15 protein-coding genes are annotated in these 22,180 nt (G+C 66.1%); 5 read left to right on the top strand and 10 right to left on the bottom strand.

The window, feature by feature from the left end; all coding sequences use genetic code 11:
* Nucleotides 1–9: 9 nt before the first annotated feature.
* The gene (locus ACVISU_RS34995) at nucleotides 10–369 is read right to left on the bottom strand and encodes a hypothetical protein (protein ID WP_456709982.1); all 360 of its coding nucleotides are present in this window, start codon (nucleotides 367–369) and stop codon (nucleotides 10–12) included.
* 90 nt (nucleotides 370–459) lie between these two features.
* Nucleotides 460–1,080 carry a hypothetical protein gene (locus tag ACVISU_RS34990; protein ID WP_456709981.1) on the bottom strand — a complete coding sequence of 207 codons (621 nt, stop codon included), beginning with the start codon at nucleotides 1,078–1,080 and terminating at the stop codon, nucleotides 460–462.
* 71 nt (nucleotides 1,081–1,151) lie between these two features.
* Here ACVISU_RS34990 and ACVISU_RS34985 point away from each other — a divergent pair, with 71 nt between their 5' ends.
* A complete protein-coding gene (locus tag ACVISU_RS34985; RefSeq protein WP_021077998.1) occupies nucleotides 1,152–1,586 on the top strand; it encodes a hypothetical protein in 435 nt (144 codons plus the stop codon).
* Between the two features lie 21 nt (nucleotides 1,587–1,607).
* Here ACVISU_RS34985 and ACVISU_RS34980 read toward each other — a convergent pair whose 3' ends face one another.
* The 3 genes from ACVISU_RS34980 to ACVISU_RS34970 all read right to left on the bottom strand — a co-directional run bounded on the left by ACVISU_RS34980 (nucleotide 1,608) and on the right by ACVISU_RS34970 (nucleotide 7,631).
* Nucleotides 1,608–4,010, bottom strand: coding sequence for an EAL domain-containing protein (locus tag ACVISU_RS34980; RefSeq protein ID WP_456709980.1), 2,403 nt, complete (start codon nucleotides 4,008–4,010; stop codon nucleotides 1,608–1,610).
* A 147-nt stretch (nucleotides 4,011–4,157) separates the two neighbouring features.
* Nucleotides 4,158–6,164, bottom strand: a complete 2,007-nt coding sequence (locus ACVISU_RS34975) for a S9 family peptidase (protein WP_456709979.1) — start codon at nucleotides 6,162–6,164, stop codon at nucleotides 4,158–4,160.
* A gap of 78 nt (nucleotides 6,165–6,242) precedes the next feature.
* Nucleotides 6,243–7,631 (bottom strand): MFS transporter, encoded by a 1,389-nt coding sequence (locus ACVISU_RS34970; RefSeq protein WP_456710970.1) that lies wholly within the window; start codon nucleotides 7,629–7,631, stop codon nucleotides 6,243–6,245.
* 648 nt (nucleotides 7,632–8,279) lie between these two features.
* Here ACVISU_RS34970 and ACVISU_RS34965 point away from each other — a divergent pair.
* On the top strand, nucleotides 8,280–9,356 hold the full coding sequence (locus ACVISU_RS34965; RefSeq protein ID WP_050403527.1) for a lysylphosphatidylglycerol synthase transmembrane domain-containing protein: 1,077 nt from the start codon (nucleotides 8,280–8,282) through the stop codon (nucleotides 9,354–9,356).
* Nucleotides 9,357–9,518: 162 nt separating this feature from the next.
* Nucleotides 9,519–11,426 carry a hypothetical protein gene (locus ACVISU_RS34960; RefSeq protein ID WP_456709978.1) on the top strand — a complete coding sequence of 636 codons (1,908 nt, stop codon included), beginning with the start codon at nucleotides 9,519–9,521 and terminating at the stop codon, nucleotides 11,424–11,426.
* An 80-nt stretch (nucleotides 11,427–11,506) separates the two neighbouring features.
* Here the strand turns inward: ACVISU_RS34960 and ACVISU_RS34955 are convergent, their stop codons facing one another.
* Both ACVISU_RS34955 and ACVISU_RS34950 read right to left on the bottom strand, forming a co-directional pair.
* Nucleotides 11,507–12,079: a DUF2147 domain-containing protein gene (locus tag ACVISU_RS34955; protein ID WP_456709977.1), complete on the bottom strand. Its 573-nt coding sequence runs from the start codon at nucleotides 12,077–12,079 to the stop codon at nucleotides 11,507–11,509.
* A gap of 127 nt (nucleotides 12,080–12,206) precedes the next feature.
* Entirely contained in the window at nucleotides 12,207–13,235 is a 1,029-nt protein-coding gene (locus ACVISU_RS34950) for an NAD(P)/FAD-dependent oxidoreductase (RefSeq protein WP_050403661.1), read from the bottom strand.
* Between the two features lie 164 nt (nucleotides 13,236–13,399).
* Here ACVISU_RS34950 and ACVISU_RS34945 point away from each other — a divergent pair, with 164 nt between their 5' ends.
* Nucleotides 13,400–13,861 (top strand): acyl-CoA thioesterase, encoded by a 462-nt coding sequence (locus ACVISU_RS34945; RefSeq protein ID WP_456709976.1) that lies wholly within the window; start codon nucleotides 13,400–13,402, stop codon nucleotides 13,859–13,861.
* Between the two features lie 6 nt (nucleotides 13,862–13,867).
* On the opposite strand, the gene ACVISU_RS34940 is transcribed toward ACVISU_RS34945, so the two are convergent.
* Together ACVISU_RS34940 and ACVISU_RS34935 are read right to left on the bottom strand one after the other, a co-directional pair.
* Nucleotides 13,868–14,188, bottom strand: a complete 321-nt coding sequence (locus ACVISU_RS34940; RefSeq protein WP_092115454.1) for a 2Fe-2S iron-sulfur cluster-binding protein — start codon at nucleotides 14,186–14,188, stop codon at nucleotides 13,868–13,870.
* Between the two features lie 160 nt (nucleotides 14,189–14,348).
* Nucleotides 14,349–14,726, bottom strand: coding sequence for an Hpt domain-containing protein (locus ACVISU_RS34935; protein ID WP_456709975.1), 378 nt, complete (start codon nucleotides 14,724–14,726; stop codon nucleotides 14,349–14,351).
* Between the two features lie 381 nt (nucleotides 14,727–15,107).
* Here ACVISU_RS34935 and ACVISU_RS34930 point away from each other — a divergent pair, with 381 nt between their 5' ends.
* Nucleotides 15,108–21,041 carry an apolipoprotein A-IV repeat region-like domain-containing protein gene (locus ACVISU_RS34930; RefSeq protein ID WP_456709974.1) on the top strand — a complete coding sequence of 1,978 codons (5,934 nt, stop codon included), beginning with the start codon at nucleotides 15,108–15,110 and terminating at the stop codon, nucleotides 21,039–21,041.
* A gap of 259 nt (nucleotides 21,042–21,300) precedes the next feature.
* Here ACVISU_RS34930 and ACVISU_RS34925 read toward each other — a convergent pair whose 3' ends face one another.
* Nucleotides 21,301–22,173, bottom strand: a complete 873-nt coding sequence (locus tag ACVISU_RS34925; RefSeq protein WP_456709973.1) for an MlaD family protein — start codon at nucleotides 22,171–22,173, stop codon at nucleotides 21,301–21,303.
* Nucleotides 22,174–22,180 lie beyond the last annotated feature (7 nt).

Here is a 22,180-nt window from a genome sequence, read left to right as displayed (position 1 = left end):
ATCAGGACATCAAAAGCCACAGGCTGCATACGTCTTTCTCACCAGACGAAAATGCGCGCCGTCGGCGACGAAGTCGACATCGAGGCACTGGTTGCCCCTGCGATATTCCCCGATCACGCCGCACTGCAGATATTCGAGGTTGATCCGCCAGCGCTTTTCCTGCGGTGAGTAGGTCGCAAAGTCGTGCTGCGCGACAGGCCGGCCCTTGCAAATTCCAGCAACATATTGCCGCACATCGAGCGGCAAAGCATCGACGTGACTGGGATCAAGCGGATCATGCTTGTTGCCTACGCTGCCGCCTTTGGAAAGCGCCGGTGGGATGCTCAAGAGCACAAGGCATAAAGCCAGGATGGGGGTCCGGATTGTCATCTGACACTCCCAGCTGAAAGCAAATCTGCTGCTGACTTTACAGCGCGTGGCTTACAGCCCCCTTACAGTCCGACCGCGAGAGCGGCCGCTTCACTGATTGCGACTCTCCTTCGGCAACAGCGCATCGGGCAATTGATCGAAGCCGTAGCGCCGCGGCCGGTTGCGGCCGACGAAGCCGCCGACCTGCCAGGCGAACAGCGCGGCGAAGCCGACCAGGAACAGCGCGCCCATCCAGTTCGCAGCCAGCAGCGCCATCACCAGCAATCCGGTCATTGCCACCGCAAGCCACGCCAGCAGCGCCAGCGCGGCAGTATATGTCTTCGGCCCGAGGCCTCCGACCAGCCGAGCCGTACTGCCCGCCGCCTGCATGCGGCGATGCAGTTCGACGATGAAGTCGCGGTAGAGATGCCCTTGCGGCGCGACCAGCGTCGCGGTCTGCCAGGTGGTCGACAGGATCGCGATCCGGCCGCCCTTGGCGTTGTCGATGTCGGCGCGAAACCGCTGCTGCTGCATGGAGACCGGACGGTAGGACAATTTCACGCCGGAGATGTCGGCGTATTCCCACACGCCCGACCTGCCGGCGATCCGCCACGACAGCCCCTCCCCGGTCAGCTCGAACTGGTGCGCCGAGCCGACCAATGAGGCCTTGTAGGCATAGCGCACCGGCGGGCCCTCACCTGCGTCAGACCGGTCCTGCAACGTTGTTGGCAATCCGCCGTCCCACCTGTTCCGACACATCCGCGCGCTTGCATGGGATGTCACGCCTATCCTACAAGCGAGCCATGCCCGAGACGACCTATTTTCCGCGTTACCTCATCCTCGGCGGCGCGATGATATCCGGCGTGCTGCTGGCGCTTGCCGTGCACATGCTCGGCGCGCGCTACGGGCTCGATCTCGGCGGCCTGTGGCGCTCCGATAGCCACGAGTTCATGCCGGCAGGCGCGGCGATCGCCTGGTGGCTGATCGCAAGCGTCGGATTTTCGGGCGGCTACTTCACCGCCAATCTGATGCACAGCGCGGTGGCCGGCCAGATCCCGCAGCGGATGCGGCAGTTCCTGATCGTCGTCGGCGTGCTGATGCTGGCCGGCGCCGGCCAGGCCGCGTCGGCGCCGAGCGCGGTCTCGACCATTTCCGCCGTGCTCGCCGGCCTCGCCGCGCTATGCCTCGGCGCGGTGATGGCGTTCTGCGGCGCCTATTTTGCCCTGCGCAAGAGCTGAGCGCCGCGCCCCTCTTCCAGATCAGGCGACCGAGCGCTCGGGCACCCGGTGCAACATCTTGGCGACCTCAGCCGCTGGCCGCGGCGGGCTGAACAGGTAGCCCTGCGCCTGCGTGCAGCCTTCCTGGCGCAGCAGGTCGAACTGGGTATCGGTCTCGACCCCCTCGGCGGTGGTGACGATGCCGAGGCTCTTGCCGAGACCGGTGACGGCGCGCACGATCGCCATCGAGTCCTCGCGCGTCGCAAGGTCCGTCACGAAGGAACGGTCGATCTTGATCTTGTCGAACGGGAAGCTGCGCAGATAGCTCAACGAGGAATAGCCGGTGCCGAAATCGTCCAGCGAGATGCGGACCCCGAAGCCACGCAGCTCGTGCAGCACCGCGAGCGTCGCCTCGCTGTTCTGCAGCAGCACCGATTCGGTGATCTCGAGCTCGAGCCGATCCGGCGACAGGCCGGACGCCGCCAGCGCCGCCTTCACCGACGACAACAGACTAGGGTTCTTGAACTGCACCGGAGACAGGTTGACGGCGACCGCGATGTCCGCGGGCCATCTCACCGCCTCCGCGCAGGCCTTGCGCAGCACGATCTCGCCCAGCGGAACGATCAGCCCGGTCTCCTCGGCGACCGGGATGAAATTGTTCGGTGCGATCAGCCCGCGCAGCGAATGATTCCAGCGCACCAGCGCCTCGAAAGCGACGACCCGATCGCCCACGACATCGCGGATCGGTTGATAATAGACCTCGAACTCGTCGCGCTGGAGCGCGAGCCGCAGGTCACGCTCGAGCAGGCGACGCGCCTGCGCGCGCGCATCCATCCCGGTCTCGAAGAACCGATAGGTGCCGCGGCCGTCGGCCTTGGCGCGGTACAGCGCCAGATCCGCCTTTTGCAGCAGCTCGTCGGGATCCTTGCCGTCCTCGGGCGCGAGCGAGATGCCGATGCTGACGCCGATCACGAGCTGATGGCCCCCGATCTCATAGGGTGCGGCGATCCGCTCGACCACCGCGCTTGCCAGCGACGACACCACGGACGGCTCGCAATTGCTGCAGAACTGCACGATGGCGAATTCGTCGCCGCCGAGCCGCGCCACGGTGTCGTGCTCGGTCACGCATTCGCCGAGCCGCCGCGCAACCTCGCGCAACAGCGCATCGCCGATCGGATGTCCGAGCGTGTCGTTGATCTCCTTGAAATGATCGAGATCGAGGCAGAGCACCGCCAGCTGGTCGGAGCGCTTGGCCAGTCTCGAAGCCTTCTCGAGCTGCTCGCGGAACAGCGTCCGGTTCGGCAGATTGGTCAGCGCGTCATGCCGCGCCATGTGTGAAATCTGTTCCTGGGCCTGCTGCCATTCGGTGATGTCTTCGAAGGTCGCGACCCAGCCGCCACCCTTCATCGGCTGATCGACGACTCGAATCGCGCGTTCGTTGCGGCTGACGATCCGCGTCGCGCTGTGGCCGGCCCTTGCCTCGGCGATGAGCGCGTTGCAGAATTCCTCGGGATCGCCGTCCCACTCACCGACCGAATGCAGGTCCTGCAGCACGTCGATCAACAGGCGTCCCTGCAGCGGGACGCGGTTGCGCCCCATGATCTCGCTGTAGCGTTCGTTGAACAGCATGATGCGGCCATCGGCATCGAACATGCACAGTCCCTGCGACATGTTCTCGAGCGCGGTATCCAGCACCACCTTCTGCTTGTGCAGCTCGGTCTTGGCGCGGCGATCTAGGATCGAGGCGACCAGCGACAGGCCGAGGATCGCGAAGGCCGCAACCGCGGTCATGAACGACAGCACGCGCGGCGAGACCGTAAGTCCGTCGGGAACGATGGTCGGATCCGGAACGAGCGTCACCGCGCCCATCGCGGTGAAGTGATGCGAGACGATCGCGATGGTCAGAAGGCCGGTCGCGGCAGCCGTAAGACCGAACCGTTCGCCGCGCGCGGCAACGATGAGCGCGAGCGCGCCGAACAGGCTGCCGAATACGATCGACGCCGCGACGATGCCAGGCGACCAGACGATGCGCGCAGGCAGTTCCAGTCCGAGCATGCCGGTGTAATGCATCGCCGCGACACCGGCGCCGACGATCGCGCCACCGGCCGCGACCGTCCGCCAGCGTTCGTTGAGCGTTGCGACCGCGAGGCCGACGGCCAGGATCGCAACCGCGAGCACCAGCGACAGCAGCGTGATCGGTATGTTGTATCCGGCCTCGATGCCGGGATCGTACGCCAGCATGGCGACGAAATGGGTGGCCCAGATGCCGCAACCGCCGACCGCTGCATCGAGACCGATCCAGACCTCGCGGGATCGTCCCTCTGCCGCGCGGGCGCGGTGAAACAGGCTGATCGCGACGGCGCTGGCGAGCAGACAGATCACCCCACCGAGGACGACCAACCGCCAGTCATGTTCCAGGGTGAGACAGGTGAGAACGCGATACATTATAGGCCCCATTTATGGACCTATAAGAACAGGTGCATTCGTGTACGAACGGTAACCGCACCGCAGCAAGGGTCCACGCATGGTGAAAAAGCCTTGAACGCACGCGAGACAATCAGGAACAACGGCAATCCGCCGATGCAGTTCGTCTCAGCCGCGTAACCCGGGCACCAGCTCGGCCCCGGTCTCGACCTCGAGCGAGGAGCCGGAGAAATCGTTTCCGATCGGCTGGCAACCGCCGCCGAGATGTTTGGCGAGGAATGCTTCGGTGACGCCGTAGAAGGCGAGCCGATTTTCCGGCCGCACAAAACCGTGCCCCTCGTCAGCGAATGTGATGTACGTCACGGGCACGCCACGCTGCTTGAGCGCGTTGACCATCTGCTCGGACTCGGCCGCCACAACCCTGACGTCACGCATACCCTGCGCGATCAAGATCGGTTTCACCGCACGCTCGATATGGGTCAGCGGCGAACGTTCGACCAGGAACGCGCGCCCGGCCTCGGTGCCGGGATCGCCGAGCCGGTTTTTCCAGACGCTGATCCACGGACCCCAATAGGGCGGGATCGTCGCCATGAAGGTGACGAGATTGGAGATGCCGAACAGGTCGACGATGCAGGCGAAGACATCGGGCGTCCTGGTCGCGGCGACCAGCGCCGAATAGCCGCCATAGCTGCCGCCGAAGAAGCCGACGCGCTTCGGATCGGCGACGCCTTGCGCGATCGCCCAATCGACCGCATCGATCAGGTCGTCGTGCATCTTGCCGCCCCATTCGTGGTCGGCAGCCGTGACGAAGGCTTTGCCGAAACCGGTCGAACCCCGGTAGTTGACGGCAAGCACCGCATAGCCGCGGTTGGCGAGCCATTGATGGACCGGGCTGAACCCCCAGGTGTCGCGGTAATACGGCCCGCCATGGATCACCAGCACCAGCGGCACCACCCCGGACGCGGCTTCGACCGGCCGGGTCAAATAGCCGTTGAGGCGCAGGCCATCGCGCGCGGGGATCACGACCGGCTCGAGCTTGCGCAACGCGAGACCATCGAGCGCACGACGCTGGGTGAACAGCTTGCGCACCTCGCGCGTCTTGCGGTCGAGCAGCGCGAATTCACCGCTCTCGGTGTCGCGCTCGAAATGGACCGTGCCGAGCCGAAGATCGTCGCTGTTGCTGACGAAACTGATGTCGCCGGCGCCGTAGCGGCCGAGATCGGCGAGGTCGTTGGCGACGCTTTGATCGACGGCGTGCCAGCGCATCCGGTCCGAGATCGCCAGCGCCGCCAACGGCCGGCGATGCTCGTCGAAGATCGCCCGCACGATGTCGGCATCGTCATCGGCAGCAAGCAGCGTGGTCTGGCGCGTCGCCATGTCGAGGGCGAACAACGCCGCCTTGTCGCGGCCGCGCGAGTCGATCAGGTACAGCGTCTTGCCGTCCTCGCTGAAATCCAGCAGCTGGGTCGTATCGGTCTCGGCGATCGGCACCGTCATGAACGGCACCCAGTTGCCGTCCGGATGGCGCTCGAACACCTCGGCGGAGCCGTCGGCGATCAGGCGCGACGCCAGCCGCAGCTGGAATGTGCTGTCGGTGATCAGCGCGACATAATCGTGGTTCTCGTAGGCGAGTTCGCTGGCGCCGGTCACGACGTTGACGCGGAACATGTCGAAATAGCGCTTGTCGCGCTGGTTATGTCGCAGCAGCATCTCCTCGGGAAACTTGCGATCGGCCTCCTGCAGGAACGCTCGGACGCCGGTCTCCGGCGTCAACGGCACGATCTTCCCGTCGGTGATGTCGACGCTGGCGGCACGCCAGTTCTCGTCGCCGTCGCGCTCGCGGAAGAACACCATATGGCGGTTGGTATGCGCCCAGCGATATTCGGCCGAGATGTTGCGATCGGTGACGCGGGTCACCGGCCGCGCCGCCTTGAGATCGGACAGCGGGGCGACCCAGAGATTGTTCACGCCGTCGAGCGGCGCGACCCAGGAGAGCTGCGTCCCGTCCGGGCTGAGGCGGATATTGATGTAATCGGGATTGTCGAAGAACACCCGGCGCGCGATCAGGGCGGGCGCCGCTCCGCGGGCCGGACCGATCAGGTTGGCAAATGGCAGCGAGGCGCCGAGCATGGCGACGCGACGCAGCAACAGACGACGGTCGATTGGCGCAGGCATCCGATCAGCCCCCTCGGCGACAGTCCCCTACGGCGCAAGCCTAGTTGCCGCGCCGCGACCGCGCAACGACCGCCTCGCTCATTGCCGCGCTTGTGATGATGCGCCGATCCAGATCAGCACGGCAGCGGCAAGCAATACGCCGGCGGAGATCACGAGCGCCGCATGCAGGCCGGCGATGAAGGCCGCGGAGCGGCCGACCATCGAGCCGAACAGCGCGACACCAAGCACGCTGCCGGTCTGCCGCGTCGCATTCAGCACCCCGGCCGCGATCCCGGCATGCTGCGGCTCGGCGCTGCCGAGCAGCGTCGATGTCAGCGGCGGCACCAGCAGGCCGAGGCCGCCGCTGATCGCGAGCAGTTGCAGGCAGATCGCGAGATAGCTGGTGGCGGGACCGATGAACAGCATCGCCACGCATCCGGCGCCCGAGATCGCGGCGCCGAGCGCGATCGTCCGCGGCGCGCCGATGCGCTCGGCGACATGCGGCGCGATCAAATTGGCGGGCAGCACGGCGCCGAGCATCGGCACGAAAGCGAGGCCGGTGGCGAATGCCGACAGCCCGTTGACCTGCTGGAAGTAGAGGCTGAGCACGAAGATCAACCCGTAGAACGCAACGTTCACCAGCAGGCCGGCCAGCGCGGTCAGGGCAAACATCCTGTGGCTGAACAGCGAGAGCGGCAGCATCGGCTGCGCGGCGCACGCCTCACGCCAGACGAACAGCACGGAGAAGGCGGCCGCCAGGCCGAAGCCTGCGACCACCAACGGGCTGCTCCAGCCGAGCGCGCCGCCCTCGATGAGCGCGCCGGCCAGCGTGCCGAGCGCGGCGATCGCCGCAATCTGTCCCGGCAGATCGAGCCGATGCTGCTGATGGCGCGTGGTTTCGCCGGCAAAGCGCCAGGCGAGCCAGAGGCCGGCGAGGCCGATCGGCAGATTGACTAGGAAGATCGCGCGCCAGCCGACCAGCGTGATCAGTCCGCCGCCGACGAACGGGCCGGCGGTCAGCGCAAGGCTCGCGCCTGCGGCCCAGACGCCGACCGCGCGTCCCCGCGCCTTCTCGTCCGCATAGGCGTGGCGCAGCAGCGCGAGCGAGTTCGGCACCAGGATGGCCGCGGCCAGCCCCTGCACGCAGCGCGCGGCGATCAGCGTCACGGCATCAGGCGCGATCGCGCACGCAACCGACGCCGCGGTGAAGATGGCAAAGCCGGCCATGAAAACGCGCTTGGCGCCGATCCGGTCGCCGAGCGCGCCCGCGGTCAGGATGAAGGCGGCAAAGGCGATGGTGTAGGCGCTCACCACCCATTGCAGCTCGGCGACGCCGCCGCCGAGCGAGCCGCCGATGGCGTTGAGCGCGGTGTTGACGATGGTGACGTCGAGTTGCACGACGCCGTAACCGAGACTCATCGCGGCGAGCGTCAACGTCGCCGCGAGCCCGGTCGACGGCTGATGCGACCTCGCGCGCGGGTCCGGCATGCGCCGGAGGTTCAGGGATGTCTGTTGCATGGTCGTGACCTCGCTTCTCGGCAACCAATCCGAGAGATAGGCCTTCGTTGCTCAAGGATATTTCGCCATCGGTCGAAGTGTGGCATCCTCGTGGCGTCCGGACCGCGCGGCCGCAGCGATGTTGCGCGGCGTTTTGCCTCAATAGACCTACGGACCGCCCTCCGGGTGCCTCATTCCGGCCCGAACAGCGGTCCACAGCCCGATCACGCTGATGCGCACATCGACTTCACGCCTTGGTAAACGCCGCAGCCGGCCCGGACCTCCCCCACGCTGATGCATAGCGTCTATTCGCTCCGCTCCGACGGCCCCGCAGTGGCGCTGCGACGGCGGCAAAATCGGCAAAAAAAGCCTACGAAATCGTCAGGAACGACTGAAAGGCGGCGGAACATGCAGTGCTGCCGTCGCGGCCGACGACATGGCTGCGACTCACATTCCGAAGAACGAGAACATATGTAGCCAGTATGACAACAACGCTGGACGGGGGCCGAAGGTTGGCTTGTCAAGGGCTGCACAACGCATCGGTTTTGCCTTATGGGTCATCGCGTACGGTGCGTTTGCCCGTCACCCGTCGCCGTCCGTGACCGGGTCCCACTGAAATTGTCCCTGCCGGGAGGATGAATGCTTCGGCTGCTGACCACGCTTGGGCGTGGCTTCAAGGAAAAGATCGGCTGGAAACGGCTCGGGATCGCTGCGAGCGTGCTCATCATCGTGTTCGCGCTCACGACGCTGGTCCACACCCTGAAGGGCGTCGACACCGGTATCATCCTCACCGCACTGACCGACATCGCGCCGCACCGGATCGCGCTGGCGGCGCTCTGCGTGGTCGGAGCATTCTGCACGCTGACCTTCTATGACTTCTTCGCGCTACGCACGATCGGCAAGACCCACGTCCCCTACCGCATCGCAGCGCTGTCGAGCTTCACCAGCTACACGATCGGCCACAATATCGGCGCCACCGTTTTTACCGGCGGTGCGATCCGCTTCCGGATCTATTCCGACTACGGGCTTTCGGCGATCGACGTCGCCAAGATCTGCTTCCTCTCGGGCCTGACCTTCTGGCTCGGCAATCTGTTCGTGCTCGGCTTCGGCATGGCCTGGCACCCCGCGGCGGCATCGGCGATGGACCTGCTGCCGCCGGCGATGAACCGGCTGATCGCGCTCGGCTGCCTTGCCGGCATCGGCACCTATTTCGTCTGGCTCCTGACCGGCGAGAAGCGCCGCGAGCTCGGCCAGAACGGCTGGAAGGTGGTGCTGCCCTCGGCCAAGCTGACGCTGCTGCAGATCATCATCGGCGTGGTCGATCTCGGCTTCTGCGCGCTCGCGATGTATCTCTTGATGCCGACCGAGCCGCATATCGACTTCGTCTCGCTGGCGGTGGTGTTCATCCTGGCGACGCTGCTCGGCTTTGCGAGCCACGCCCCCGGCTCGATCGGCGTGTTCGACGCTGCGATGCTGGTGGCGCTGCCGGAGTTCAGCAAGGAGCAATTGCTGGCGACGCTGGTCGTGTTCCGTATCCTCTATTTCCTGATCCCGTTCGGGATCTCGATCTCGATCATGGGCATGCGCGAGCTGTGGCTCAACGTGGTGCGGCCCTGGCAGGAAAGAAAGCGATTGAGCCAAGCCTGCACGGCTTCGGCGACCGTGCGGCAACCGATCGAAAGCCGGCAGCAGCAGATCAGGCGGCTGAGACGGTAACAGCGACGTTATCGGCCCCAAGGTCCCTGCCTCGAGTCGCGGTTTCGATCCCGGATTTGGGTCTCTGCAGCCGCTTCTCTTATTTTCGCCGTACCACTCGCGTCAAACCGCGCCATGATTGGCTTTTTGGTTCGATTTTCGTTTCGTGTCACGGTTTGCAGCATGCTGCTCGGCAGCGCGCTCGCGGCGGTATTGGCTTCAGCCGCGGACGCGCAGGATGACCAGCTCTCGATCTCCTGGGAGGTCCGCAACCGCTTCCGGTTGTTCCGTGAGGAACGCGACTTCCGCCTGCACGTCGAAAGCGGGCTCGGCCGCAGCGTGTTGGCCTCGGAACAGGCGCTGGAACTGCAAAGCGACGGCCGCGGCTGGGCGCGCAACACGGTCAACCGGCTGTGCATCGACCTGCAGGGCCGCGTCAACGAGCCCTGCACGCGCGACAACGTCAAGGAAAGCTATCTGACGCCGATCGATCACCCGATCGTCGTGCGGCTGACGGGTCCGGTTCCGGTCGGCGCGACCTGCGCCTGGTCGTTCGACGATGGCGACGGGCCGCAATCCTCGACATTCGATTGCGCCGAGCCGGTCAATCTGCGCGTCCGCTACGGCCGCACCACGGTCGCGACCGTCGACATCGCCAGCGGTGCGGATGCCAACCAGCGCGTGACCACCCAGATCGCGGTGCGCGACTTGCTGATCGCCGGCCTCGGCGACAGCATCGCATCCGGCGAAGGCAATCCCGATCGCGCGATCGCGCTCTCCGACGAAGGGTTCTGCTTCCGCTCCTATCTCGGCGGAGCGCAATATTATCGGCCGAGCCGTGCCGGCTTCAAAGGCGGCCGCGCCTGCGAAGCGCCCGACACCCTGACCAACTGGCAGCGCCAGAGCGCGCTGTGGCTCAACTCGGCCTGTCATCGTTCGCTGTACAGCTACCAGACCCGCACCGCGCTTGCGCTCGCCGTGCAATATCCGCACATCGCGGTGACCTATCTGCCGCTGGCCTGCACCGGCGCCACCATCGCCGACGGCCTGCTCGGCTCGCAGCAGGCGCGGGAATGCCTGCCGACGAAGACCGCCAGCACCTGCTCGGGCACCGTCAACGGCCAGATCGCGGAGCTGCGCACGGCAATGGCAGCCGCCAAGCGCCGCCAGCCGGACCGCACGCTCGACCTCGTGCTGCTGTCGATCGGCGCCAACGACATCTATTTCTCCGGCCTCGTCGCCAACGTGATCGTCGACACGCCGACGGAACGTACGCTGTTCAAGGGCGGCTCGATGGCCAGCGTCGACGATGCCCGCTCGGCTTTGGCGCGCGACCTGCCGGCCGATTTCGCCAAGCTGCGCGATGCGCTGAAGCCGTTGGTCGGTGGCGACCTCTCGCACGTGATCTACACGGCCTACGCCAATCCGGCGCTGGCCAATGGCGGCGCGCCCTGCCCCGGCGGCCGCGCCGGCTTCGAGATCCATCCCTCGTTCAACGCCGATCCGAAGCGGCTCGCGGCGGTCTCGGGCTTCGTGCAGAACGAGTTCCTGCCGCAGCTCAAGGCGATCGCGCAGTGCCAGTCCGGCATCATCTGCCGCAATCCGCAGGCCGACCGCATGACATTCGTCGATGCGCACCAGGATGCGTTTGCAAGCCACGGCTTCTGCGCGCGCGCCTCGACCGATCCGGATTTCGACCGCGACTGCTTCGCCGCCAACGGCGACAGCTTCGTCTCGGACATCGTCGCCGCGGCAAGCCAGCCGCTCAAATGCGGCCGCAGCGCCGGCGAGTACCGTGCCTACCTGCCGCGCGCACGCTGGATCCGCGACGCCAATGACAGCTATTTCGCGGCGATGACCTACCCGCAGGGCCTGCCGTCCTCGATGCAGCCGACCGACATCCACGACGCGACATGGGGCATCCTGTCGGCGGTGTATGGCGGCGCGGTGCATCCGAGCGCGGAAGGTCATGCGGCGATGGCCGACGCCGCGGTGCCCGCAGCCGCTACCGTGCTGCGATTGAATACCACCGTGCCCGAGGTGATCTCCGAGCCGGTCGCGCCATTGCCGACCGCACCGGAGCGACGCTGAATGCTCCACGCGCAACCGCACGCTTGCGGCCGCGAGCGAACGTGATCCCAATCGGAGCGTGAGAGCTTTTTGGTGCCGCTTCAGTGCCGCTTCGTCGCCGGCAAGGGCGCCGGTGGCAGCGGCTTCATCGCGGCGGCTTGCGATGGCAGATATTTGGCGACGATTGCGGGATCGAGCTGCGCCAGCGCCGTGTCCGGCAGCCGGGTCCAGACCTCGTCCTTGCCGAACAGCGAGATGCCGAGATAGCCGCGCATGGTGAGCGTCTGTCCATCGGCGCTCAGCGTCATCTTGGCCTTGTAGACCTTGCCGTTGCGCGGATCGAGCACGTTGCCGCCTTCATAGGCCAGCCCATTGCGCTTCATGTCGCGGATCAGGGGAATGCCAAGCCATGGCATGTCCTTGCGATCGTCGGTGCATTTCGAGCAGACCGGATTGGGCGGATCGCCGGGCGCCGAGAACATCTTTGCAATCATGCCTTCGAACAGGCCGTTGCGCTCGATCACCAGGAACCAGCCTTCCGGCTTGCCGTCCTCGACCTTCTGCCAGAGGCCGGCCGCCGATAGCTCGGCCGCCGAAGCTGCAAGCGGAGCAGCTAGCGCAAAGGCCGTGGCGACCGCCAAGATCAGCCGAAGTCTGGATAGCGTGTTCCGCATCATCATCACCTGATCAATCGACAAACTCGATTACGAGCAGACTACGGCCATTTCGCGGAGTGTTCCAGTACCCGCGCCGCACGGGCAATGGCCCATGCCCCTGGCATTGGTCGCTGTTGGAGTGGAATCAGTTCACTCCAAGCTTCTTCTGCAAACTGGATGACGAGGTTGTGTACTGGAACACCAGCCGCTTGTCGGGATACACGTAGCGGTGCGCCTTCTGCGCCATCAGCGCGCCCTCGTGGAAGCCGGAGAGAATGAGCTTCAGCTTGCCCGGATAGGTGTTAATGTCGCCGATCGCGAAGATGCCTGAAATGTTGGTCTCGAATGCTGCGGTGTCGACCGGCACCAGATTGTTCTCCAGCGCGACGCCCCAGTTCGCCACCGGACCGAGCTTCATGGTGAGCCCGAAGAACGGCAGGATCGTATCGCAGTCGACCTTGCTCATCGCATTGTCGTTGCCTTTGACGTGAGCGCCGGAAACCTGGCCGCCCGCACCTTCCAGCTCGGTGACCTGGCCGATCTTGAGATCCATCTTGCCGCCCGAAACCAGCGCGCGCATCTGCTCGACGCTGTGCGGCGCCGCGCGGAAATCGTCGCGTCGATGCAGCAGCGTGATGCGCTTGGCGATCGGATGCAGATTGAGCGTCCAGTCGAGCGCGGAGTCGCCGCCGCCGACGATCAGGATGTTCTTGTCGCGGAACTGCTCCATCTTGCGCACCGCATAGAACACCGACGTGCCTTCATAGGCCTCGATGCCCGGCACCGGTGGACGCTTCGGCTGGAACGAGCCGCCGCCCGCGGAGATCACCACGACCTTGCACTCGAACTCCTTGCCGGCATCGGTCTTCACGCGGAACAAGGGATCGCCGATCTTCTCGATGCTCTCCACCATCTCGTTGAGATGGAAGGTCGGATTGAACGGCTTGATCTGCTCCATCAGCTGGTCGGTGAGGCCCTGGCCGGTGACGAAGGGAATGCCGGGAATGTCGTAGATCGGCTTCTCGGGATAGAGCTCGGCGCACTGCCCGCCGATCTTGTCGAGGATGTCGACCAGATGCACCTTCATGTCGAGCAGGCCCAGTTCGAACACGGCGAACAGTCCGCAGGGGCCCGCGCCAATAATCAGCACATCGGTCTTGATCGCTTCGCTCATGTCCGCTTCTTTTCCATTGAAATCGACCGGGGCGGCCGTTGCCTGTCCAGCCAGGAGGTATCGGATCGGGACATGCATAATAGGGGTAGACGCTGGCGCGGCAACCCCTTGCCGAGCCTTCATAACTCGGCTGTATGGACGGAAACTGACGGAGATCAAATCTCGTGAACGCCCCTATCCGCGCGGATGACGCGCCGCGCCTGGAAGATTTCCCTTATCGCCTGTCCGACAATGTGCGCTTTGCCGATCTCGACCCGAACGGGCACGTCAACAACGCGGTGTATGCAACATATTTCGAGACCGGCCGCGTCACGCTGGTGAAAGACCGCAGCATGGGGCTGATGCCGGCTGGGCTCGGCTGGATCATGGTGCGGCTCGACATCCATTTCCGCGCCGAGTTGCACTGGCCGGGCCAGATCGAGCTCGGGCTCGGTCTGGTCAAGTTCGGACGGACGTCGGCCACGTTCGATCAGGTGGTATTTTCGGAAGGGAGATGCGTGGCATCGGCGAAAGCGATCACCGTGATGATCGATGAGGCCACGCGCCGACCGACGCCATTGCCGGCGGAGGTCAAGCAGAACTTCCGCCGCTGGGTCCGTCGCGGTGTGAACCCAAACGGCGAATAAGCGATCTTAAGCTTGCCGCTCCGGCGTCGACACGACCAGCCCGTCGAGATCGTCGGTCACCTTGATCTGGCAGGACAGCCGCGAGTTCGGACGCACGTCGAAGCCGAAATCCAGCATATCCTCTTCCATCGGCGACGGTGCGCCGACCTTCTCGCGCCACGCGTCGTCGACATAGACATGGCAGGTCGCACAGGCGCAGGCGCCACCGCATTCGGCTTCAATGCCGGGAATGGCGTTGCGGATCGCGCCTTCCATCACCGTCGCGCCGTTCTCGATATCAATGGAGCGTTTCTCTCCGGAATGGTCGATAAAGTGGATTTTGGCCATGATTGCTCGTGCTGCCGGAATGCGCCGGACGATGGTTGGAAAGGTCCCGGGCAGTCGTATAACGGGTCGATCTGCACAGCGCTAGCGCGGAGACCGAAAACCTGCCAGCCGGCCGGGACGGCGCCCGCCGTTGGCGCAAGCCGTTGCGATGCGGGAAAGCCTAGGAGCGACCCAGAATCAGCTCGATCGCCGTGCGCGCCTCGGCAATCGCGGCCCCCAGCGCGGCGAGCGGCTGGGCCGGGTCGGAACCGGCGGTCAGCGCGGTTTCCAGGTTGGCGGCCGCCTCGGCGACGCCGAAGGCGCCAATCGCCCGCGCCGAGCCTTTCAGGGTGTGGGCATGGGTCGCGGCCTCGGGCGGCAAGGCAGCCAGCTCGCCAAGGATCCGGGCCGACTGGCTCGAGAACATCGCCAGCACTTCGCGCTCCAGCCCCGGATCGCCCAGCGTCATCCGCCTGAGGTGCTCGACGTCGATCGGACCGGCGCCCGGCGCGAGCGGCGGCGATTGGGTCCATTCAACCCGTTCGAGATGAAGCGGCATGGCCTGTCCCTGTCGTCTCTGCCGGGCCTTCACCGGCGGACCGTTGGCCAGCCAATCACGAAACTGGTTAACGAATTGTTGTCGGGATGATCGGCAAAACCGCCCGATTCTGGACAATTTCCGGACACAATCGGCCCTCTGCGGCGGGAATTTCGAGTACCGATAAGGCCTTATGGCGCAAAGCTGTTAACGATGATTAAGAAAGTATTAATCGCAAGCATTTCATTCGCATCGCTCTCCCAATAGGATGTTTGCGGATGTAGCGGACAAGCCGCCGGAGGGGGCCGCTTGTGCTCCGCTTGTGGGCACCGGCTTCGAGCTTGCGCGGGGACAATCGCAAGCTCGCCGACGCGTAAATTAGTGAGAGGGCTCAGACTGAACATGGCGAACACTCCCAAGAAGGTCAAAGATCCCACAGAAGTCGCGCTTTCTGCCATCCAGGAAGCCCTCAACATCAGCGAACAAGGCGCCGAGAACCGCAGCCCCCTCAACGACGGCGCCGCGCCGCCGAACCTGCCGCCACAAGCTCCGGATTTTTCCGCCGCATCGTTCGAACCCCGTCCGAACAGCGATCGTTCGGTGTTCGAGCCGATCGAGGAGCCGCGTGCGCCGCGCCGCGCCGCCAATGACGATCGCGAGACCATCGGCCAGATGCTGCAGACGCTGCAGGGAGGCCGCGCCCGCAACGCTTTCACGCTGTTCTTCGTCTGCTCCGGCGCCTGGCTGCTCGGCGGCGTCATTCTCACCATCGCGTTCTGGCCGGCGCTGCAGGCTTCGATGGCCCAGGGCACCGGCGTCCTGGTGCTCGCCGGCCTCGCCGCGCTGTTCGCCGTTCCGGTGCTGCTGTTCTATTATCTCGCCAGCCTCGCCTCGCACGGCCAGCGCATGCAGATGATCGCGCAATCGATGGCGCAGGTCGCGATGCGATTCTCCGAGCCGGAAAACGCCGCCGCCGATTCCATGGTGACGGTCGGCCAGGCGATCCGCCGCGAGGTCGCGGCGATGGGCGACGGCGTCGAACGCGCGATCGCGCGTGCCGGCGAACTCGAGACCCTGGTTGCCAACGAGGTGGCGGCGCTGGAGCGCGCCTATTCCGACAATGAAGTGCGCATCCGCGCACTGCTGCAGGACATCGCCCACCAGCGCGACAACCTGGTCGGCCAGGCCGAGCAGGTGCGCAGCGCGATCTCCGGCGTGCAGATCGACCTGCGCCACGACATCGCGCTGATCTCGGACGCGATCGCCTCGCGCGTCGACGAGGTCGCCAAGAGCATCACCGGCGCGCTGGAAGAGCGCGGCCAGCACATCACGACCGCGCTGAGCCATGCCGGCGACAACATGATCCTCGCGCTCGGCGAGCGCGGCGGCGACCTGCTCGACCGCCTCGAGGAAGCCAGCGCCGAGACCACGCGCGCGGTGATGGACGCCTCCGAGCGGCTCACCACCAGCCTCAACTTCAAGACCGGCCACGTCCATGACGAGTTCGTCGATCTGGCCGATCGCGTCCACGAGATGCTGAACGAGCGCATCGACCGCATCACCGGCGAGTTCGAGCAGCGTTCGTCCGCGATCGTCGACGGCATCTCCGACCGCACCGAGGAAGTCCACGACTCCCTGAAGAACTCCGCGGACTCGCTGCTGCTCGAGCTCGAGCTGCGCAGTAACGACCTCGTCAGCAAGATCGACGACGCCGGCAACCGCCTCGCCGGCCAGATCATGACCTCCGGCGACCGGGCGAGCGAGGCGCTCGACGTCACCGTCAATTCGCTGGTCGCCAAGGTGGTGGGCCAGACCGAGACCGCGCACGATTCGCTATCGTTGCAGATGAGCGCGTTCGACGACCTGGTGAAGAACCACGGCAGCGAGCTCGCCGAGAAATTCGCCCGCGACTCCGGCACGCTCGGCGCGCTGCTCACCCGCCACATCTCGGAATTCGACCGCACCGTGAAGACCTTCGGCGGCGACATCGTCGAGCGCATGGGCCAGCGGACCCAGGACATCGCCGACAGCCTGAAGACCTATGTCGACACCTTCGACAATCGCGTCACCGCCAATAGCGGCGAGATCACCGCTTCGCTCGACCAGCGCCTGCTGCAGTTCGAGACCACGCTCGGCAGCCGCGTCACCAGTCTCGACGCCTCGCTGACCGACAAGCTGTCTTCGTTCGACTCATCGCTCGCCAGCAAGATCGGCTCGTTCGACGGCCGCCTGCAGTCGCTGGACGACGCGATCGACGGCCGCATGCGGACGCTCGAAGTCACCTTCGAGAGCCGCGCCAAGTCGGTCACCGATACCATCGACGGCCATCTCGGCACGCTAGCGACCCAGCTGACCGAAGGCGCCACCCAGGCGATCCACTCGATCGACTCGCGCCTCGGCCTGCTCACCACTACCCTGACCGAGGGCACCGTGCAGGCGATCGCCGCGATCGACCATCGCATCAACGGCGTCACCGAGACGATCGACGGCCACAGCGTCCGCCTGGTCGACACCATCAACGGCCACAGCACCCGCCTCGCCGACACCATCAACGGTCACAACAGCCGCCTCGTCGAGACCATCAGCGGCCACAGCTCGAATCTCACCGACACCATCTCGGCGCGCTTCGCCGACATCCAGCAGGGCATCGAGAGCCGCGTCGGCGTCATCGCCGGTGACATCGACACCCGCGTCGCGCAGTTCGAGGACCTCTTGGGCTCGCGCGTCGAGGCCGTTGCCGGCCGCATCGAGAGCAGCGGCCGCCAGGCGAGCGAGGACCTGATGTCCCGCGCCGAGCTGCTGTCGTCGAGCATCAAGTCCCATGTCGAGGACGCCGAGCGTTCGCTGACCAATCTCGTGGTCAACACCAGCGAAACCATCCAGACCGGCGCGCGCACCGCGCAGCAGGCGCTGCTCACCGTGTCCGCGGATGTCGGCAACCAGCTCAAGCTGAGCTCGGCCGAGGTCGAGGGCGTGCTGACGGCCGTCGGCACCAGCGCCGCCAACTCGATCCTCACCAGTGCCCGCGACGCCCAGGTCTCGCTGGTCTCCGCATCCGGCGACGTCGCCTCGCAGATCAAGGCGCTGTCGGAGGACGTCGAGCGCACGCTGCAGGCCGCCGGCAGCGCCACCGCAGCCTCGGTGCTGTCGGGCGCCCGCGACGCCCAGACCACGCTGGTCTCGGCCTCGGCCGAAGCCGCCAGCCAGGTCAAGTCGCTGGCCGCCGACGTCGAGCAATCGCTGTCGATGTCCGGCTCTGCCGCCGCCGAAGCGATCATGACCGGCGCCCGCGAGGCCCAGACCACGCTGATCGCGACGTCGGCCGACGTCACCGGCCAGGTCAAGTCGCTCGCCAGCGACGTCGAGCGCTCGCTGTCGATGGCCGGTTCCGCGACCGCGGAAGCCGTGGTCGCCTCCGCCCGCGAAGCCCAGAGCACGCTGGCTGGCGCATCGACCGAGGCCACCAACCTCGTCCGCACGCTCGCGGCCGACATCCAGCACTCGCTCTCGACTGCCGGCACCGCGACCGCGGAGGCCGTCGTCGCTTCCGCCCGCGAGGCCCAGAGCACGCTGGCCGGCGCGTCGACCGACGCCACCAACCTGGTCCGCACCCTGTCGGCCGACATCGAGCGCTCGCTGTCGATGGCCGGCTCCGCCACCGCGGAAGCCATCGTCGCCTCCGCCCGCGAGGCCCAGAGCACGCTGGCCGGTGCCTCCACCGAGGCCGCCGATCTGGTCCGCACCCTTGCGGCCGACATGGAGCGCTCGCTGTCGATGGCCGGCTCCGCCACTGCGGAATCGATCACGTCGGGCGCGCGCGAAGCCCAGAGCATGCTGGTCAACGCCTCGACCGAGTCTGCGACCAAGGTGACGGCGCTTGCCGCCGATATCCAGCGCGCGCTGTCGATGGCCGGTTCCGGCACCATCGAGGTGCTGACGGCCGGCGCTCGCGAGGCGCAGAACACCCTCGTCACGGCGTCGACGGAAGCAGCCAACCACGTCAAGTCACTGGCAGCCGATGTCGAGCGCACCCTGACGTCGGTCGGCACCAACACCGCGCAGTCGATCCTCGGCAGTGCCCGCGATGCCCAGAACTCGTTCGTGGCGACCTCCAACGAGGCCGCAACCCAGATCCGCGCGATCTCCGTCGAGATCGAGCGCTCGCTGACCACCGCCAGCGCGGAGACCGCACAGACCATCCTGAGCAGCGCCCGCGAGGCCCAGAGCTCGTTTGCGGCGACCTCCGCCGATGCCGCCGCCCAGATCCGCACGCTCTCGACCGACATCGAGCGCGCGCTGGGCTCGGTCACGGCCAAGACCACCGACAACATCCAGACCTCTGCGCAGAACGCCCAGGCCGCACTTGTCAACATGTCCAACGAGGTCTCGACCAAGGTCAAGACGACCTCCGCCGACATCGAGCGCTCGGTGCTGTCCGCGTCCAGCGCATTCGGCTCGGCGATGACCAGCAAGACCGACGAGATCGTCACCTATGTGCAGCAGCAGACCGAGCGGCTGTCGCAGATGGTCGACGGCCGCCGCGGCTCGCTGGTCGAGGCATTGACCGCCAAGACCACGCAGCTGTCGAACGACATGGATCGCGCCACCGCGGATGCGCTGAAGGCGATCGAAACCCGTGGCCTCGCCTTCTCGCAGTCGATGGCGGCGCACGGCAGCGATGTCGCACGCAACATCACCTCGGCCGGCGACCAGGCGACCGGCGCGGTAGCGAAGTCGCTCAAGGAGCTCGAGCAGGCCTCGCGCGCGGCGATCGACCAGTCGCGCCAGGTCTCGATCTCGGCCGTCACGGAGATGCAGGAGACCAGCAAGATCCTGCGCACCGATACGGTCGCGCTGTTCGAGCGGCTGCGCGAGGGCAACATCCTGCTGCAGGAAGTGCTGACCGGCGCCCACGACAACCTCAACTCGCTGGAGCGCGCGCTGGTGACCCGCGTCGCCGACTTCGTGTCCGCCATGAACGACGTCACCTCGCGCAACGGCGTGGCGACCCAGACGCTGGAAGACCAGCTCTCGGTGTTCAACAGCAAGACCGGCAAGGCGCTGGAAGATCTCAGCGCGCTGTCGAGCCAGTTCGAGACCCATGGCAAGGCGCTGATCGAGGCGGCTGCCGTGGTCGAACAGGCCAACCGTTCGACCACGACCTCCGTCAGCGAACGCAAGTCGGAGCTGGAATCGCTTGTCACCACCATCGACCTGCGCACCACCGATCTCGACCAGCGGCTGTCGCGCTTCACCGGGCTGCTCGATGAATCGCTCAGCGCGGCCGAAGAACGCGCCCGCGACATCGCGCGCGTGGTGGCGGAAACCGCGGGTGCCGGTTCGGCTGCGATCAGCAAGCAGTTCGAGGCGGTGCGCCTGGCCGCCGAGAACGAGCGTCAGCAGACCGTCGACGCCATGAACGACCTCTACCAGCAGAGCAACGCCGAGACCGATGCGATGTTCAGGGAATCGACGGAGAAGTTCTCCGCGATGGTCGCGGCGATGAAGCAGATGGCGAGCGAGATGCACAGCGAGCTCGAGGCCACCCGCAACGAGCTGCGCCGCGGCGTGCTGGAAATGCCGCAGGAGGCCGCAGAGAACACCGCGCAGATGCGCAAGGTGATCGTCGACCAGATCGAGGCGCTCGCCGAGCTGAACCGCATCGTCGCCCATCACGGCCGCGGGCTCGACGTGGTTTCGACCAGCCGCGCCAGCGTCCGCCACGAGGAGCCGATCATGGCTGCCGCCGGCGGCCGCGGCGACGTGCGCATGCGCGACAGCGTGCGGGACAACGGCAACAGCGCCTCGACCCTGCCGCCGCCTGACCTCGGCATGGCGACCTCGCGCCGCACCGAGGCTCCGTCGGTCAGCCCGGTCAGCCCCAACAACGGCGACGGCTGGCTGTCCGACCTGCTCAACCGCAGCGACGCGCCGCCGCCTGCCCCGCAGGGCCGCGATGCCCAACAGCGCCCGCGTCCGCAGCAACCGCAGCCGGCCGCCAATCCGCTGGAATCGCTGTCGCTCGACATCGGCCGGCTGATGGACCGCACCCTCGCGGCCGAGATGTGGGATCGCTACCAGCGCGGCGAGAACAAGGCGTTCTCCAAGCGCCTCTACACGCCGGCCGGCCAGAAGGCCTTCGATGAAGTGGCCCGCAAGTACCGCGCCGACCGCGGCTTCAAGCAGACGGTCGACCGCTACATCGCGGAGTTCGAGCGCCTGCTCGACGAAGTCGCCCGCGAAGGCCGCGGCCAGCAGGAGCTGGCTGGCCACCTGACCTCGGAGACCGGGCTGGTCTACACCCTGCTCGCCCACGCGGCGGGACGGCTGGGGTAAAGCTGGCGAATGGCTGATAGCGAATAGTGAGTGGAAACGGAGGCCCAACGGCCTCCGTTTTTGCTTGGGTTCGCGTGAATGGATCCGCGAACGACGTGTCGACGCACCGCGACCGCCACCGTCATTGCGAGCGGAGCGAAGCAATCCAATTCGCCGCTTGCGGGAGCAATGGATTGCTTCGTCGCTGCGCTCCTCGCAATGACGGATGTGTCCGACAGCGAACCCTATTCGCTATTCGCCACTCACCATTCGCCGCCCATCATTGCCGGCGCCGCGGCCCGGTTGGTGCTGCGGCGGGCGCCGGCGCGGGCTCGGGCGCGGCGTTGTTGCTGCCGCCGAAGATCACCCGGCTCGGGTTGCGGTCGAAATTGTTCACGGCGCGGCTGATGTCGGCGAGCGTCCGGCGGCCGTCATTGATCAGGAGATTGGTGCGCTTGTCGATGTTGTCGGCGAGCTCGCGGATCGACTTCACCATCAGGTTCAGCTCGCTGCCGTTGTTGCCGCCGGCGATCGCATTGAGGCCCAGCATCAGATTGTCGGCCTTGCCCATCACGCCGTCGACCTTGAGCATGACGTTGTCGATCTTCTCGGAATTGCGCGCCAAGGCCTGGGTGAAGACTTCGAGATTCTTCAGCGAATTCTTCACCGACTGCTGATTGTCGGCGACGATGCGGTTGACGTTCTGCAGGGTGGCGCGGATCGCCTCGGTGACGTCCTGCAGCGCGTTCGGGTCGGCGGTCAGAACCGGGATGCCGTCCTCGTCCAGCGGCACCGGCGGGGCGGCCTCCTCGCCGCCCTTCAGCGAGATCGCGGCGACCCCGGTCAGGCCCTGGAATTCGAGGCCGACCAGGGTGTCCTTGCGCAGCGGTGCGTTGTTCTCGATCATCGCCAGCGCGACCACGCGCCTCGGATTGTCGAGCTTGACCGACACGACCTCCCCTATCCGGATACCGTTAAAATTGACATTGCCGCCGTTGCGCAGGCCGGACGCCGGCCCCTCGAAGATCACCCGCAGAGGACTGCGCTGCTTGGTGGTGTGCAGGCTCTGGAACCACAGCACGAAGCCGAACGCCGCGGCGATCACCGCCAGCGTGAAAGCCCCGATCAAGACGTAGTTCGCCCGCGTTTCCATCACCTAC

The organism is Bradyrhizobium sp. USDA 4452, from assembly GCF_054063575.1.
The sequence above is the reverse complement of the archived record's forward strand: the minus strand, read 5'-3'. Positions and strand labels throughout refer to the sequence as shown.

What these genes read in the sequence shown, in the direction of transcription:
- ACVISU_RS34995 (WP_456709982.1), bottom strand. Translation starts at nt 369, where the DNA reads ATGACAATCCGGACCCCCATCCTGGCTTTATGCCTTGTGCTCTTGAGC.
- ACVISU_RS34985 (WP_021077998.1), top strand. Translation starts at nt 1,152, where the DNA reads ATGCCCGAGACGACCTATTTTCCGCGTTACCTCATCCTCGGCGGCGCG.
- ACVISU_RS34980 (WP_456709980.1), bottom strand. Translation starts at nt 4,010, where the DNA reads ATGTATCGCGTTCTCACCTGTCTCACCCTGGAACATGACTGGCGGTTG.
- ACVISU_RS34975 (WP_456709979.1), bottom strand. Translation starts at nt 6,164, where the DNA reads ATGCCTGCGCCAATCGACCGTCGTCTGTTGCTGCGTCGCGTCGCCATG.
- ACVISU_RS34970 (WP_456710970.1), bottom strand. Translation starts at nt 7,631, where the DNA reads ATGCCGGACCCGCGCGCGAGGTCGCATCAGCCGTCGACCGGGCTCGCG.
- ACVISU_RS34965 (WP_050403527.1), top strand. Translation starts at nt 8,280, where the DNA reads ATGCTTCGGCTGCTGACCACGCTTGGGCGTGGCTTCAAGGAAAAGATC.
- ACVISU_RS34960 (WP_456709978.1), top strand. Translation starts at nt 9,519, where the DNA reads ATGCTGCTCGGCAGCGCGCTCGCGGCGGTATTGGCTTCAGCCGCGGAC.
- ACVISU_RS34955 (WP_456709977.1), bottom strand. Translation starts at nt 12,079, where the DNA reads ATGCGGAACACGCTATCCAGACTTCGGCTGATCTTGGCGGTCGCCACG.
- ACVISU_RS34950 (WP_050403661.1), bottom strand. Translation starts at nt 13,235, where the DNA reads ATGAGCGAAGCGATCAAGACCGATGTGCTGATTATTGGCGCGGGCCCC.
- ACVISU_RS34940 (WP_092115454.1), bottom strand. Translation starts at nt 14,188, where the DNA reads ATGGCCAAAATCCACTTTATCGACCATTCCGGAGAGAAACGCTCCATT.
- ACVISU_RS34935 (WP_456709975.1), bottom strand. Translation starts at nt 14,726, where the DNA reads ATGCCGCTTCATCTCGAACGGGTTGAATGGACCCAATCGCCGCCGCTC.
- ACVISU_RS34930 (WP_456709974.1), top strand. Translation starts at nt 15,108, where the DNA reads ATGGCGAACACTCCCAAGAAGGTCAAAGATCCCACAGAAGTCGCGCTT.
- ACVISU_RS34925 (WP_456709973.1), bottom strand. Translation starts at nt 22,173, where the DNA reads ATGGAAACGCGGGCGAACTACGTCTTGATCGGGGCTTTCACGCTGGCG.